Source organism: Paraburkholderia phymatum (assembly GCF_038900715.1).
Taxonomy (GTDB): domain Bacteria; phylum Pseudomonadota; class Gammaproteobacteria; order Burkholderiales; family Burkholderiaceae; genus Paraburkholderia; species Paraburkholderia phymatum_A.
Genome location: NZ_JAYMRZ010000010.1, coordinates 243,772 through 259,656, shown reverse-complemented (window position 1 = coordinate 259,656; position 15,885 = coordinate 243,772). Strand labels below are relative to the sequence as shown.

12 protein-coding genes are annotated in these 15,885 nt (G+C 64.1%); 6 read left to right on the top strand and 6 right to left on the bottom strand.

Annotated elements, in window-relative coordinates:
* Entirely contained in the window at positions 1-2,802 is a 2,802-nt protein-coding gene (benC, locus tag VSR68_RS20190) for a benzoate 1,2-dioxygenase electron transfer component BenC (RefSeq protein ID WP_342941524.1), read from the bottom strand.
* Between the two features lie 813 nt (positions 2,803-3,615).
* On the opposite strand from benC, the gene VSR68_RS20185 reads away from it, so the two are divergent.
* Entirely contained in the window at positions 3,616-4,095 is a 480-nt protein-coding gene (locus VSR68_RS20185) for a helix-turn-helix transcriptional regulator (RefSeq protein WP_342941523.1), read from the top strand.
* Positions 4,096-4,108: 13 nt separating this feature from the next.
* Here the strand turns inward: VSR68_RS20185 and VSR68_RS20180 are convergent, their stop codons facing one another.
* From VSR68_RS20180 to VSR68_RS20170, 3 genes are all read right to left on the bottom strand, one after another.
* A complete protein-coding gene (locus VSR68_RS20180; RefSeq protein WP_342941522.1) occupies positions 4,109-5,281 on the bottom strand; it encodes a 4-hydroxybenzoate 3-monooxygenase in 1,173 nt (390 codons plus the stop codon).
* Between the two features lie 393 nt (positions 5,282-5,674).
* Positions 5,675-7,444, bottom strand: coding sequence for a hypothetical protein (locus VSR68_RS20175; protein ID WP_342941521.1), 1,770 nt, complete (start codon positions 7,442-7,444; stop codon positions 5,675-5,677).
* A 232-nt stretch (positions 7,445-7,676) separates the two neighbouring features.
* On the bottom strand, positions 7,677-7,895 hold the full coding sequence (locus VSR68_RS20170; protein WP_342941520.1) for a hypothetical protein: 219 nt from the start codon (positions 7,893-7,895) through the stop codon (positions 7,677-7,679).
* A 314-nt stretch (positions 7,896-8,209) separates the two neighbouring features.
* Between VSR68_RS20170 and VSR68_RS20165 the strand changes: the two genes are divergently transcribed.
* From VSR68_RS20165 to VSR68_RS20145, 5 genes are read left to right on the top strand one after another with little or no spacing between them, the layout of a single operon-like run.
* On the top strand, positions 8,210-8,740 hold the full coding sequence (locus VSR68_RS20165; RefSeq protein WP_342941519.1) for a MarR family winged helix-turn-helix transcriptional regulator: 531 nt from the start codon (positions 8,210-8,212) through the stop codon (positions 8,738-8,740).
* A gap of 5 nt (positions 8,741-8,745) precedes the next feature.
* Complete coding sequence (locus VSR68_RS20160; RefSeq protein ID WP_342941518.1) at positions 8,746-10,917, top strand: FUSC family protein; 2,172 nt, start codon at positions 8,746-8,748, stop codon at positions 10,915-10,917.
* 34 nt (positions 10,918-10,951) lie between these two features.
* On the top strand, positions 10,952-11,161 hold the full coding sequence (locus VSR68_RS20155) for a DUF1656 domain-containing protein (protein WP_342941517.1): 210 nt from the start codon (positions 10,952-10,954) through the stop codon (positions 11,159-11,161).
* On the top strand, positions 11,158-12,189 hold the full coding sequence (locus tag VSR68_RS20150) for an HlyD family secretion protein (RefSeq protein ID WP_342941516.1): 1,032 nt from the start codon (positions 11,158-11,160) through the stop codon (positions 12,187-12,189). The genes VSR68_RS20155 and VSR68_RS20150 overlap by 4 nt, the downstream gene beginning before the upstream one ends.
* Positions 12,186-13,670 carry an efflux transporter outer membrane subunit gene (locus tag VSR68_RS20145; RefSeq protein WP_342941515.1) on the top strand — a complete coding sequence of 495 codons (1,485 nt, stop codon included), beginning with the start codon at positions 12,186-12,188 and terminating at the stop codon, positions 13,668-13,670. The genes VSR68_RS20150 and VSR68_RS20145 overlap by 4 nt, the downstream gene beginning before the upstream one ends.
* Positions 13,671-13,718: 48 nt before the next feature.
* Here the strand turns inward: VSR68_RS20145 and VSR68_RS20140 are convergent, their stop codons facing one another.
* The gene (locus VSR68_RS20140) at positions 13,719-14,546 is read right to left on the bottom strand and encodes an alpha/beta hydrolase (RefSeq protein ID WP_342941514.1); all 828 of its coding nucleotides are present in this window, start codon (positions 14,544-14,546) and stop codon (positions 13,719-13,721) included.
* A gap of 60 nt (positions 14,547-14,606) precedes the next feature.
* Positions 14,607-15,857, bottom strand: a complete 1,251-nt coding sequence (locus tag VSR68_RS20135) for an MFS transporter (protein WP_342941513.1) — start codon at positions 15,855-15,857, stop codon at positions 14,607-14,609.
* Between the last annotated feature and the right edge of the window lie 28 nt (positions 15,858-15,885).

Below are 15,885 nucleotides of genomic sequence, written 5' to 3'. Positions count from 1 at the left end.
TCAGGCCGATAACCCACCCAGCTTGACGAACAGGTTCTGCGGGCCGGAATTGGTCAGGTTGTTGCCTCGCACATACTGGATCGGCCTTGCCGGATCGAGCTCAATGTCGCCGATCTTGCGGGCCAGCGCTTTCGTCGCGATCAGCGTCTCCAGCTTGGCAAGCGGCGCGCCAAGGCATTTGTGCATGCCGTTGCCGAAACCCAGGTGGCCGCTGGAATCGCGGTCGATGTCGAACGTCTCGCCTTCTGCAAACTTGCGGCTGTCGCGGTTCGCAGCCGACAGCAGCAATCGCACGACCGCGCCCTTGGGCAGATCGACGCCCGCGACAGTGGTTGCCTCGGTGGTGATGCGGCTCACGCGCTGGACGGTACCGCGATAGCGCGCCACCTCCTCGACGAAACGGTCAGCGTCGGCGGGGTTTTCGCGGATACGTCCCAGCAGATCCGGCCGTTCGGCGAACATGCGAAAAGCGTTGGCGACGAGGATAGTCGTCGTGTCGTGCCCGGCGATGAACACGAAGGCACACAACTCCTTCGCTTCCTTTTCCGACAGCAGCCCGTCCTTCCACATGCGCGCGATATGCCCGCCGATCGACTGGCTGTCGGTGAGAGCGAGCCGCTCCATCGCTTCCTTCAGGTAAGCGAAGAAGGCCTTCGCGCTCTGTTCGTCGGTGCCCGTCCCAGGCGCATTGCGCGCGAGGCGCCCGAAGTAGCTGAAGGTCTCGTCCGACCAGAACTTCATCTTCTCCTCATCCTCGTTCGGCACGTCGATCATCGCCGAGATGGTCGAGATGCTGAGCGGGATGGCGAAATCGTCGACGACATCACCGCCGCCTTTGGCGATCATCGCGTCGAGCAGGTCCTCCGCCCTTTGCGCGATCTGGTCGATAAACGGATCGAGCGCCAGCGGCAGGAAGGACGGCTGGACGACCTTGCGTAACCGCGAGTGGTCGGGCGCATCGAACAGCGTCAGGAACGTCAGCGGTGGCGGGCTGACGACCTCGGAGGAAAACAGCTTCGGGTTGCGGATCGCCTGGTAGACATCGTCATAGCGCGAGAGGAACCACACGTCCGAAGTCGCCGACTCGCAACGCAGCACGGGCGCATGCTCCCGCATCCAGCGATAGTGCTCGTAAGGGTCGCCTTGTGAGCCGTCGTCGACTACCTTGAATGGCTCCAGCCCCTCGGGCCAGTCCAGTTCGTGTGAATAGGGCGGAAGTGTGCTGCCCGTGAATGGGCAGACCTGCGGCACACTCGCCGGCACGGCAGACGGGAGAGAAAGGGGCGCGGCTGCCACGGGCGCCGCCATGGGTGCCGTCTTGCCCATCGCCCTACGCTCCAGCGCCCTGCTCATCGTGGCCTTGGAATGGAGTGCGTGCAGCGCAATCACGTCTCGCGCCTTGTTCAGGTCGCCCAGTTCGAAGGCGGCGACAATGTCCCGGTGCTGCTGGACGATATCGCCGACGATCTCGATCTGGTCGGTCAGCGCGCGGGCGATGTAGTCCTGCACGGCCAGTTGCCGGTAGAGCGCGATCAGCTGGGCGTTCCCGGAAGCTTCGATCGTGAACAGGTGGAAGGCGTGATTTGCGTCGATGTAGCGCGCAACATCGGTAAAGCGCTGCCCGGACACGAACGGCGCCGTCGCCTCGGCGAGCTGGCGGAAGAGGATCAATTGCTCGCTCGACAGCCGGCCCATGGTCAACTGAGCCGCCCCCAGTTCGAGAGCCATGCGCAGGTCGAAGGCTTCATCGACATCGACAGGAGCGATATGCTCCTCGCCCGTCTGAACCACCAGGCCGGTGCCGGCGAACTTCTCATAGTAGAAGTTGCGCGGCGTCAGCCCTTCGGACGAGAGAAAATCGCGCACCGCATCGACCATCGGCGGCGGGCCGCAGAGATAGACATCCGCATCGCCGTCGTTGAGCTGGGAGGCGATGATGTGGTGGGTCACATAGCCCTTGTTGGGATAGGCACTGTCGGGGCTGGAGACGGTGCAGGCATAGGTGAAGTTCGGCAGGCGCTGCGCATAGGTTTCGAGCCGGTCGATGCCAACCAGATCCTCATCGTTGTTCACACCCAGGATCATGTGGATCGGATACGGACTGCCGCCGTCCTCGACGATCTTGTCCAGCATCGAGAGGAATGGCGCGAGGCCCGTGCCACCCGCGAGAAACAGCATCGGGCGCTCGATGGGGCGCAGGTAGAAGCTTCCCATCGGTCCGCGAAACTCGATTGGGTCCCCTACTTTCGCGGATTCGCAAAGCCACGTCGACATCACCCCTTGACGCACATTGCGCACAAGAAAGGACACGTGCGGCTCGGACGGCCCCGAGCTGAAGGAGTATGAGCGTGTCTGATCGGTGCCGGGCACCCGGACGTTGACATACTGCCCAGGAAGGAAGCTGAGATCCGCGCGGTTCTCGAGCTCGACCGAGAAGACGATCGTGCTGTCCGACGCTCGTTGGCAGGCGACGATCCGTCCGCCGTGGGACGACGGGCCGGTACCCGAGACATCGGAGTTCGTGGCGATCTGGATCACGCAGTCGGAGCGTGGGCTCATCTGGCAGGTGAGAACCTTGCGGGCGCTCGCCTCCTCCGGGCTAAGCGCATCGTCCACGCAGTCGCCCAGAACGTACTCGCCGGACTCGCAGACCGCCTTGCAGGTGCCACACACACCATCACGGCAATCGAGTGGAATATTGAGCTTGGCACGAATGGCGGCATCGGTGACGCGCTCGCCCTCCTCGCACTCGATGAAGCGGGTCACTCCGTCCTCAAAACGGAGGGTGATCTGATGGGCCATGGCGGTGTCTCCTCTAGAGCCGCCCGACCATACCGCTCGGCTGGCGGTATGCCCGGGTGGGTGGCGTGCGAGGTAATCTTGTTTCTCGCAGGCGCCCGGTGGGTTTAGTGACGCCAATTTAGAGCCTGAGCCGCGTTCCCCTCAATGGACAGAGACGACATTAACCCGGACAAAACGTGCATTGTGATCGATGCCGGATGACCGTAGTAACCCGAACCTCACCCGCGTTCCGCGTCCAGAAAATACACATCGGCCACATTGAATCCGCTGCGCTTCGGAGCGGGTTGATCGCCGCTGATCTGTCCGCTGCGCGTGCCTGGTGGCCGAGTCGTGCTACGTCACAGCGTGATGAATTTCGAAGCTGCGCAGATCGATGGCGCAACGCCAACGTGAATTGAACCCGGCAAATCGCTATCCCGCGCGCGCATCGCCGATGCGACCGCCCTCTCTCGGCTCTACTACCCGAAGTAGCTGATGCGCGAGACGATCAACGGCACGTTCACAGCGCGAGCGAAATGCTTGTCTGATAGCCGCTTGTAGAGCGTCATGCCCGCGGCGATTCCGGGAAGCAGAGAGGGTATGTTCGGCAGGTCCGCCTACGCGTACCCAACCTTGCCGGCGGAATGTCGCGGAAGACTGATCGTAGCGAGCGCGGATACGTAGCAGCGTTGCATTGAGACCTCACCGCTTTATTACGGCTGCGCAACGCGCTCTGGAGTCGCTTTCGAAAGCGCTATCGCCTGGGCCTGCTGCCCGTGACCCAGCGCCCCGCCGTCATCCCCCGTGAAGATGTCAGCGGGCAATGACACGTTGATGCCGCCCTTCACGCTGCTCGAACAGGAATGCCGCTGCAATGCGCGCGGTCATATTGCGGCGGGCATGTCGCTGATGAATGCACTTTTCGTGCAAGTAGCAAGGTTGTGCGATGCCGGCGACGAGCGCTGTCGCCGTCGCCGCAGCGGCCAGGTCAAGCGCTTTCGCGAACTGGTCGCCGCGCATTTCCGCGAGCATCGGCCTGTCGAGTTCTATGCGGAAAAACTTTGCATCACGGCCGCGCAATTGCGCCGCATTCGCCGGGACGAACCCGGCCATTTGCCGATGTCACTCTTCAACGAGCATCCGATACGAGAGGCACGGCGCGATCTGGTCTATTCACATTTGACGATCAAACAGATCGCGCACGCGCTTGGCTTCGAGAATGCGGCATATTTCAGCCGTTATTTCCACAAGCAGACGGGCGCGACACCCAACGACTTCCGGGCCGCGGCACACACCGACATCTCATTGCGCTGAACGCATGTACCGCTTATACCGCGACTGCGCCCACATAGTTCTCAGCCATCGAAATCGCCGCGCTGCGTGACGTCGTCACATGCTCGAGTTCCGCGACTTGCAATTGCTGCTCGAATGGCGATGCATCGTCGAGACGGTGCATCATGCGCGTCATCCAGTACGAGAAATGCTCTGCGCGCCAGATACGCTTGAGCGCCGTTTCGCTATAGCTGTCGAGCAGATCCGAGCGGTCTTCCTGATAGAACGCGCGCAGCGCATCCGATAGAACTCGCACGTCGGAGACTGCCAGGTTCAGGCCCTTTGCGCCCGTCGGCGGCACGATGTGCGCGGCGTCACCGGCAAGGAACAGGCGGCCATGCTGCATCGTTGTCGATACGAAACTGCGCATGCCGACGATGTTCTTCTGGAAGATCTTGCCTTCCACCACCTTGTGCCCATCGTCGGAATCGACACGTGCGTGCATTTCGGCCCAGATGCGGTCGTCGGACCAGTTGTCGACGGTGTCCTTCGGATCGCATTGAAAGTACATGCGCTGCACGTTCGGCGACCGCGTGCTGACCAGTGCAAAGCCGCGTTCGTGGCGCGCGTAGATCAATTCGTCTGCGGATGGCGGCGCTTCGACGAGTATGCCGAACCAGCCGAACGGATACACACGCTGATAATCGCGGCGCAGCGCTTCGGGAATGGCATTGCGCGAAATGCCCTGCGAGCCGTCGCATCCGATGATGAAGTCGCATTGCAGTTCGCGTGCTTCGCCTTGATGCCGATAACGAATGCTCGGCGTGTCGCTTTCAATATCGTGCAGCGATACGTCCGACACGTCGAAATGCAGTGCTGCATGCGCGGCGACGCGCGCCGCAACCAGATCCTTGATCACTTCGTGCTGCGCGTAGACGGTAATCGCCTTACCCGTCAGGTCCGTGAGATCGACGCGGCGGCGCTTGCCTTCGAAAGCGAGCTCAAAGCCATGATGTAGCGCGCCCTCCGCTTTCATGCGCTCGCCGACGCCTGTTTCCGTGAGCAGATCCATCGTGCCCTGTTCGAGCACGCCTGCACGTATCGTCGATTCGATCTGCTCGCGGCTGCGCGATTCGAGCACGACCGAGTCGATACCCTGCAAATGGAGAAGATGGGAGAGAAGCAGTCCAGCAGGACCAGCGCCGACGATGCCGACTTGAGTACGCATGTGTGTGTCTCCTGAATGCGTGATTGCGAATTTGATTTGGATCAAAGTCTGCCGGTCAACGTTTTATCGAGCAACACAATGACGCGAATAAGCGATATCTAGATTCGCGATAATGGATGGCGAGGGCGTTCCTTTAGTCGTGCGGGTAGCCTTGCCAGACGCGCAATGCGTCGGCTACTGTTGACTCGCGATCTGCTGGCCGTCAATGTCGGGCTTTGATGCTAGAGCGCGTTGTTGATGCGGAAAGTCGTGCAAAGGTTGACGCGACGTCGAACAAACAAGTCTGCGTGGAATTTTTGATCAATCGATCTAAAAATATTCAATAGAGTCAGTCAGACAGAAAAATCACGACGGAGCACTATTGCCGGGGGCGCGCAACCAAACCACAAACCCCTAGTTATCCGCGTGCCCCGCGACAAACGCGACAAACGCGTTATACGGCAGATTCACCGGCGTACCGTCGATCATGAGGCCGTACGTCTCATCGCCGCTATCGAGCACGTAGTACATCACGGACTGGATATTCTTCGTCTTTCTCGCCTGGTAGTAAGTCGCATAGCGCGTCGTGATGTAGTTCGCGCGATACGACTGGGTCTTCTCCGGCCCGGTGTTCCACTCGGTCAGCAGGAACGGCACGCCATAACGCGCCTTGCAGTAAGTCGGCAGATCGAAGCCGGGACCCGAGCCGTCGGAGCCGATATCGAAGATGTCGCCGTACACCTCGTAGTTGTGCCACGTCGTCAGATCCCAGCGCACCAACGGATGACCGCTCGTCCCGTCCGGCTGCCTGCCGTCCCACAATGCATCGGCGGCGCCGATGTCCGCGACGCAGAAGTTGATCCCGCATTTCGCATTGGATTGAGCCGACTTCACGCCGTCGATCATCCCGCGCATCACGCCGCGCATGATCGGCCAGTAGACGTTGCTGAAGTCGACCGCCTTCGTGCCCGCATTGGTCGAGTCGAGAATGATCGCGCCGTCGCGCGTCAATTCGTTTCCGCACTCGTACATCACGACGCCATACGGCGCGAGCGCACGCGCGACTGTCGCGCCGCATGAAAATCCGCGGCTGTATGCCACCGATTCGCTTGCGAACGGCAAGCCGGTCGAATCGCGGATGCCGAGATTGACCAGCACGAACAGCGTCAGCCCCGCTGCCTGGAACGCCCGCGCAAGATTGACGACAGCGCCGAGCGACGTCGGATCGTCGATGCAGCCGACACGATAGGTCGAGCAGCCCATGTTCCGCATGATCGATACGATCTGGTCCGGCGTGTAGCGATAGTCGTAATGCCCGTTGATGCCGTGGAACGTGCCGCTCGTCGCCGCGACGGCGATGCGCGGATCGCTGCACGCCATCCACTGGTCGAGATCGCTGCACACATGGAACTGCCCGTCCGTCGACCGATACCAGAGCTTGCCGCCATACCACAGCAGCATCGACACGTTCGACGTCACGCCGACGGCAGCGTTGTTGCGAAGGACGACGCCGTTGGCCACCGTCCACAGCGCGCCCGCCTTGTCGATGATGTACGCCGACGCGGGAATCGTCGTGCCGTCCGCGGACGTGCCGCCAAGGCGCGGATCGTTGCACGCGAACCAGGTCGTGCCGTTCCATCCATAGAACTGCCCGCCCGTGCCCTGGTGATAGAGGGCGCCGCCGTACCACAGCAGCAGCGTCACGTTGTACGTGTTGCCCGCCGCTACGCCGTTGCGGTAGACCGATCCGTCGACGAGCGTCCAGACGGCGGCCTGATTGTCAGTAATCGAAGCGGCAGGCGGGATCGCCGTGCCGTTCGGCGATCCGGGCGAGCTATCGTTCGACGATCCCGTCGATGAGTCGCTCGACGAACCCTTGTTCGTTCCGCCGGATGAGGCCGGACCCTTCCCGTTCGACGAGCCGGCAGTCGTGCCATTCGCGTCATTCGCCGAAGCGGGCGTCTTGCCGTTCCCGGCCGCCGCGGTCACGCCTGCGCTGCTTGTAGCCGTTGTCGTCGCGGACGTACCCGTCGTACCCGACGCGGTGCCCGTCGTGCTGTCGGCGCTAATGCCGGTCGCGCCGCCCTCGCCGCCTCCCGAGCCGCCGCCTCCGCCGCATGCGCTCAGCACGTGAGCACCGCCGAGTGCGGTCAGTAAACCGAGGAATTGACGTCGTTTGACCATGACAAAAAAATCCACTGCCAGGTCGCGCCCGGCGAAAAGCTTTGATGTGTGAGTGCAGCGTGCGTGTTGATGAAAAGTCGACGGACCGTCCGATACGTTTCGTCATCCTGATGAATGACGCTCGCTCTATCGCTGATGAGGCCATCGACGGTGCTCCGTCGAGTGCGCACATTCGCGCGTCGGCTGACGGGAGTTCAATACAGGAACGATGCGGTAGTTCTTTCCACTTGCATCAGTGGTGATCTACTGGCTGGATATCGGCAGGCGCGGGTCGCGTGCGCAGGGGCTGGGCGAAATAAAAACGATTCTTTCGAAAGTGCGCGCCGCGTGGCAACGATTCGCTTTTGTCGGCGGTCGTCGCGCGCCGCGCAATGCGGGCCTGGAACAGCGCGCGGATCGCATCAGGCCACGAGCACCACGCGAGAAAAGCGGCCATCAGCTGCGTGAGCAAGCGCCTGTTCAATGCGACGAGACCGAAGAATAACTTCCTCGTTAGTGCCCTGTTTGCACGCGCCGCAAGCAATTATTTCCACCGTGACCGCGACCCTGACCGCGACCGTGACCAAGTCCGGCAGACGGTGCGCGACAAAGCCACAGAGCGCGTCACATGTGGATGCCAGAATCAGGGCTAGGGTCCCCTTCGAGCGACCCCGCCCGCGCGCTTCAGCGCTCCGCATCATATGGAGAAAAAGTTTGAAGCATTTCCTTAAAAATTGTAGGTCGATAGGATGCTAACGAATAAAAACCGACATACAATCCCGCCCCATGGCTAATCTCCATCTCCTGCGCCGCTCGGTCAGCAGCACGCTGGTCGTCGCCGCGCGCCGCTGGCGCCGCACGAGCCATAGCGTGCTGTCCGCGTACAACGTGTCGGAAGCCTGCGCGGGTCCGCTGCTGACGGCCAACCGTCTCGGCGAGGCCGTGCGCCAGGTGACGCTCGCGGAGCAAGTCGGCATCGAAGGGCCGTCGCTCGTGCGTCTGCTCGACCAACTGTGCGCGGCGGGCCTCGTGCGCCGCGACGAAGACCCCGACGACAAGCGCGCGAAAACCATCACGCTCACCGACGAAGGCCGTGTCGTCACCGCGCGCATGGAAGAGCGCCTGATGGACCTGCGCGCGCGCGTGCTCAAAGGCGTGAGCCGCGCGGATCTGGAGACGACGCTGCGCGTGCTGAATGCGTTCAACGCATCGCTGGATGCCACCACGACACCGCCCGCATCCGACAAGGCCACACCCGGCGACGACGGCGCATCCGCACGCGCGCCGGACCGCTCCGGCAGCAAAGGCAACGCGTAAGCGCCATGGCCTACCCATCACTGCGCGACTGGCTGTTCTCCGCCAAGACGTTCGCGGCCGCGATGATCGCGCTGTACATCGGCCTTGCGCTCGAATTGCCGCGCCCGTACTGGGCGATGGCGACTGTCTACATCGTGTCGAATCCGTTCGTCGGCGCGACGCGCTCGAAGGCGCTGTATCGCGCGCTCGGCACGGCGATCGGCGCGGCGGGCGCCGTGCTGATCGTGCCGCCGTTCGTCGAGTCGCCGTTTCTGTTCAGCGTGATCGTCGCGTTGTGGACGGGCACCCTGCTCTACCTGTCGATGAACGACCGCTCCGCGCGCAGCTATGTTTGCCTGCTCGCCGGCTACACGCTGCCGTTGATTGCGCTGCCCGCCGTCACCAATCCGACGACTGTGTTCGATCTCGCCATCACGCGTACCGAAGAGATCCTGCTCGGCATCGTGGTCGCGAGCATCGTGGGCAGCGTCGTGTTTCCGAGCCGCCTCGCGCCGACGCTGATCGAGCGCACCGACGCGTGGTTCCGCGATGCCGCGTTCTACGCAAGCGAGACGCTGTCCGGCCACATCGCGGGCGCGCCGATTTCGGCTGCGCGCCAGCGGCTCGCGGCGACCGTCAACGGCCTCGAATTCCTGCTGAGCCAGCTGACCTACGATCACACGCGTCCCGACATCGTGCGCCGCGCGCGCGCGTTGCAAGGGCGCATGCAGATCTTTCTGCCGCTGATTTCGTCGATGGCCGATCCGCTGATCGAACTGATGCGCGAGAGCGGCACGCAGCCGCCCGAAATCGCGGCGCTGCTCGCGGACGTCGCGCAGTGGATCAGATCGCCCGCGCTCGAAGCGAAGCACGCCGACGAACCCGACCGCGAGGCGGAAGCGCTGCGCGAGCGCATCGCCGCGATGAAGCCGCCTGCGGCATCGCTTGCAAACTGGAAGGTGGCGCTGCTGTCGAACGCGCTCTGGCGTCTGGGCCAGGTCGTCGACGTGTGGCAGGACATCCGCTGTCTGCGCGCGAGCATCGTCCACGAAACGGCGCAGTGGAAGCCGCGCTTTCGTCACTGGCGGCTGGGCGGCACCGAGCGTTTCTTCGATCGCGGGATGATGCTGTTTTCGACGGTGTCCGCGGTCGGCGCGATCATCCTCGCGTGCGGACTGTGGATCGCGTCGGGCTGGAACGACGGCGCGGGCGCGGTGACGCTCGCGGCCGTGTCGTGCTGCTTCTTCGCCGCGCTCGACGAACCCGCGCCCGCCGTCTTCAAGTTCTTTCTTTCGACCTGCGCGAGCGTCGTGTTCGCAGGCCTGTACGTGTTCGCGGTGCTGCCGCACGTGCACGACTTCGCGATGCTGGTCGTGATCTTCGCCGGGCCGTTCCTGATCATCGGCACGCTGATTCCGCGCCCGCAGTTCAATCTCGTGACGATGCTCGTCGCCGTCAACACGGCCACGTTCATCAGCATTCAGAGCGCTTACGAAGCCGATTTCTTCGTGTTTCTCAACAGCAACCTGGCGGGCGTCGGCGGCCTGCTGTTCGCGTTCATCTGGACGCGCGCGACGCGTCCTTTCGGCGCCGAACTCGCGGCTGAGCGGCTCACGCGCTCCGCGTGGTCCGATGTCGTGGTGAGCGCATCGACGGCCGCGATCGAGGACCAGCGCAATCTGTACGCACGCATGCTCGACCGGCTGATGCAACTGCTGCCGCGTCACGCGGCAACCGATTCGCACCGTCATCCGTCGATCGAGAGCTTCCGCGATTTTCGCGTCGCGCTGAACGCGCTCGATCTTCGGCGCACGCGCCGCAAGCTGACAGTCGACTTGCAGGACACCATCGATGACGTGCTTTCAGGCGTGCGGCAGTATTTCGAGCAATGCATCGCACGGCGCGCGCGGCAGCCGGTGCCGCCTGCGCTGATCGATGCGATCGATGCCGCCGTCGCGCGCGTGACGTCGCGCGGCATCGAAGAGGCGCAACGCGCATCACAGCGAGCAGAACCGACGCAACCCGCGCAGCCTGGACAGGAACCTGCGCAAGACCAGGGGCAGAGCCGCACTGCCCCGCCCGCCGAACGCTGGCTGCGCGACACGCTGCATGCGCTCGTCGGCATGCGCCTGTCGCTGCACCCGCCGCATACGGCGCCAGGCGGCAATCCGCCCGCGCAAGAGGAGACGCCCGCCTGATGGCCACTCAACCCTTTTCATTCTGTCGACGCACATGATCGGCGAAATCGACGTTCTCGGCGTATTCGTGCCCGCCGTGCTGGTGCTGATGTTCATCGCCTATCTGCTGAATCTGGCGATCCGCACCGCGCTCGCGCGCCTCGGCGTGTATCGCTTCATCTGGCACCGTTCCATTTTCGACCTCGGCATTTATGTACTGGTGCTGGGGCTTGTCGTCATCGTTTCGCACCGGCTCATAACGTGAAAAAAACCTGGTTCTCCGTCGGGCAGATCCTGCTCACTCTCATCGTCGTCGCGATCGCGGCAGCCGTGCTGTGGAAGCTGGTCGACTACTACATGTTCGCGCCGTGGACGCGCGACGGCCACGTGCGCGCCGACGTCATCCAGGTTGCACCCGACGTGTCCGGGCTCATCACGCAAGTGAAGGTCGTCGACAACCAGGCGGTCAAGCGCGGCGACGTCCTCTTCGTGATCGACCAGGCGCGCTACGAGCTTGCGCTGCGCAACGCGCAGGCCACCGCGCAGCAGCGCCGCGCGACGCTCGATCAGGCGCGCCGCGAAGACGCGCGCAACCGCGCGCTGGGCAATCTCGTCGCGCGCGAATCCGTCGAAGAGACGCACTCGCGCGTCGAGCAGGCGGCCGCCGCGCTCGCCGATGCCGAAGTCGCGATCGACACAGCGCGTTTGAACCTGCAGCGCACGGTGATCGTGAGTCCCGTCGACGGCTACCTGAACGACCGCGCGCCGCGTGCCGGCGAGTTCGTGTCGGCGGGACGCGCGGTGCTGTCGGTGGTGGACATGCACTCGTTCCGCGTCGACGGCTACTTCGAGGAAACGAAGCTGCACGGCATCGACATCGGCCAGCCCGTCGACATCAAGGTGATGGGCGAGCCGAACGTATTGCGCGGACACGTGCAGAGCATCGTCGCCGCGATCGAGGACCGCGACCGCCAGCAAAGCGCCAACCTGCTGCCGAACGTGAACCCGGCGTTCAGCTGGGTGCGTCTCGCGCAGCGCATACCCGTGCGCGTCGCGCTCGACGAAATTCCCGCCGACTTCCGCATGATCGCGGGCCGCACGGCGACGGTATCGGTGCGGGGCCTCGGGCCGTCGATCGGAAGGCATGCTTCGGATGCTATTGCTGCATCGGCGCCTGCCGCACCGGCATCGGCATTGGCCTCCGCACGTGCGGGCGCATCGACGGCGAGCGCGGCTATCGCCGGCGCGTCGCCGTCTGGCGCAACGCAACCTGCTTCGGGCGCATCACGATGAAACGCAAACCGTTCATGACGGCAACGCGCGCTCGCCGCGCCTGGCTGCCCGTCCTGCTTCCCGTCGCGCTGGCGCTGAGCGGCTGCATGACGGTCGGCCCGAACTACAAGCTGCCCGACAACGCGATGGTCAACGCGCCCTATGCGAACGCGGCCATCGACGGCGCGGACAACGCGCCCGTCACACAACAGCCCGTGCCGTCGAAGTGGTGGCGTCTGTACGACGACCCCGTGCTCGATCAGCTGGTCTCGCAGGCGTTGGCGTCCAATACCGATTTGCGCGTCGCCGCGGCCAATCTCGCGCGCTCGCGTGCGCAAGTCGATTTCGCGAATGAACAGGGCGGCTTCTCCGGCAAGACGTCCGCGGCTTTCCAGCGCGCTCAGGAATCGGCCGAACAGTTTCTGCTGACGGAGAAGCTTCCCGTCGTCACGGAAGGGGCGCTCGACCTGAGCGTGTCATATGAATTCGATCTGTTCGGCAAGCTGCGGCGCGGCGTCGAGGCCGCGACGGCCGACGACGAAGCCGTCGAAGCCGCGAGCGATCTCGCGCGCATCACGGTGGTCGCGGATGTCGTGCGCGCGTATGTCGAATCGTGCTCGGCCGCCGACGAACTGAAGATCGCCCAGCAATCGCTGTCGTTGCAGCGGCAACGGGTCAAGCTCACGCAGCGGCTGCGCGACGCGGGACGCGGCAACCAGCCGGACGTCACGCGCGGACAGACGCAGGCCGACACGCTCGCCGCCGACATCCCGCGCTTCGTTGCGCGCCGCCGCGCCGCGCAGTACCGGCTCGCGATGCTCCTTGCGCGCGCGCCGTCGGATCTGCCGCCTGCCGCCCTCGCGTGCAACAAGGTGCCGCATCTGGCGCAGCCGATTCCCGTCGGCGATGGCGCCGCGCTGCTCAAGCGCCGCCCCGACGTGCGCCAGGCCGAGCGGCAACTGGCGTCGTCGACAGCGCGCATCGGCGTCGCGACGGCGGCGCTGTATCCGTCCGTGAGCTTCGGCGCGTCGGTGGGCTCGGTCGGCGTCGCAGAGGACCTGTTGGGCGCGACGACGAACCGCTGGGCATTCGGCCCGCTGATCAGCTGGACGTTCCCGATCAACGGGCAACGGGCGCGCGTGCATGAAGCGGAGGCATCGACGGGCGGCGCGCTCGCGCACTTCGACGGTGTCGTGCTGAACGCGCTGCGCGAAACGCAGACGAGCCTGTCCAACTACGCATCCGACACGACGCGCGCCGATGCGCTGCGCACCGCGTACAAATCGGCCGTGCAGTCGGCGGACGAAACGCATCGGCTGTATGCCGCAGGCCGCGAGTCGTTCATCGACGATCTCGACGCGACGCGCACGCTCACGAGCGTCGCCGCGCAGGTGGCGGCCGCCGACGGTCAGGTGGCGATCGACCAGGTGAACCTGTTCCTCGCGCTCGGCGGCGGATGGGAGAAAGACGAGGACGTGGCGGCGGGCGCGAAGAACGAGTAGCCGGCGAATGGAGCGCGGCGCTCACCCACTCTTCGCTCTCGTCGAAAATTATTTCTCCGGCGCGAACGCCGTTCCCGCGAACCGCTCGATCACACCGTTGAACAGCGCCGGCCTTTGCAGCGGCGCGAAATGGCTGACGTTCGGCAGCACGATGAGTTCTGCGCCGGGGATGGTTTGCGCGAGATACGCGGCGTGCTCCTGCCTGATGAACTCGTCGTTCTCGCCGATCGCCACGACGACGCGCACGCCGATTCGCGCGAGATCGTCGGCCGAATAGTCGGGCTGCGTGCGCTGCATCTCGCTGACGGCGGCGACGAACGCATCGAACTCGTCGGGTGTTGCGGACAGCGTCTTGTAGTCTTCCCGATGCCGCTTGAAGCAGCGTTCGATCACGGGCGTCGACACGAATTCCTTTGCGCCGCCCTGGTCCATGTTGCACGCGAAAAAGAACACGCCCGCAACGCGCTCGGGCGCGCGCCGGGCGAGGACCAGCGCGGTGCACGCGCCGTCGCTCCAGCCGGCGAATGCGGCCTTCCGCACATGCAGCGCATCGAGCACGGCGAGCACATCGGTGGCCATCAGTTCGTAGCTGTAGGGTCGCGCGTCGCGCGTGCTGCGCCCGTGCCCGCGGCTGTCGATCAGGATCACGCGGTAGCCGGCATCGACGAGCGACGGCACCTGATAGGCCCAGTTGCCGCGATGCCCGAGGCCGCCATGCAGCAGGACGACGGGCTGGCTCATCGCGGGCTGGCCGCTGCCGTATGTCGACCATGCGATGCGCGCGCCGTCGTTGTCCACGAAGCCCTCGTCGTCCGCAGCGGGCAGCGGCGCGGCGCCGTGCAATGCGAAGTGTTTCAGCTCGTCGTCCGATTCCATGTCGGTGGCTCTATGTGGCGTGGCGCATCGAATGAACGCGTTGTTGTGGCCTCGGCGTGTTTATTCGGTGCTGTTGGGTGCGCTGTTGGGTGAGTGGTCGCGCAGTGGGTTCACGCGCAATGCCGCGCGCCTTCGTTCGTTGCGCATGCCTGCAAGCACAGCGGCCGCGCCGAGCACGCCCATGCCGAGCGAGATCGCGACCACGACGGCGCTCATCCGTCCGTTGCCCGAAAAGAGCCCGACGAGAAGGCCCGCCAGCGGCTGCGTCAGATTGTTGAGCATGATGACGACGCCGAGCGTCTTGCCATAATCCTTCGCGGGAATGATCGCCTGACGCACGCTGCGAATGTAGATGCTGAACATCTTGTCGAAGCCGACGATCAGCAGAAAACCCGCGACATAGCCCCACACAGACGCACTCGAACCCGCGAGCAATCCGCCCGCGAGAATCGCGAGAAACGACACGACGCCCAACGTCTTGCGCGGAATGCGCACCCTCGCGATCAACAACAGAATGACGATCGTCGCAATCGCGCCCGCCGTCTGCACGAACGCATAGAACGCATCCGGACGGCGATGCAGCCCCGTCACCATCGCCGCCGATGTCGCGAGCGTCACGCCGATCACGAGATTTTCGGCGGCGGCCAGCGCGACCAGCCTGCCGAGTCCCGGCAGATGCACGACGTGTGAGAGCGCCGTCTTGACGGGCGCGAACCATTCGACGGGCGCGCTTTCCGTCATCGTCCATTCGAAACGGCTCGCACGCTGCCACAGCAGCGTCGCGCCATCGGCGGCGAAAAACAGCAGCGCCGCCACGCCGACGACGATCTCCCAGCGCCACCAGCCGAGCAGCAGGCCTGCGAGCATCGGACCGAGCACGACGCCAACCTGATCGGCGATCTGCGCATACGACAGCACCTTTTCGAAGCGCTCAGACGTAAAGACCTGCGGCAGCAGCACTTCGCGCGCGACGAGCCCCTGGCTCGTCAATGCACCGCAGACAGCGGAAAGCGCGATCAGCCAGCCGATTCCACCCGCGAGGCCGAAGCCCGCAATGCCCGCAACACACGCGATCGCGCGAAAACGCTGGCTCACGCGCAACACATTGACAGGCGACATGCGATCGCACAACGCGCCGCACACGGGAAACACGACGTAGCGCGGGAACGCCTCGATGAAGAACGCGATTCCCGACCACGTCGCCTGTTGCGTGGTCTGAAAGACGACGAGCGGCACGAGGAAAAGCAGTATCTGCTCCGCGAGCCGCGAGAAGAACAACGATGCGAAGAACGCTTGATGTTGTGCGCGCATGCGGCGACGGAGTCAGTGAGTTCACGCG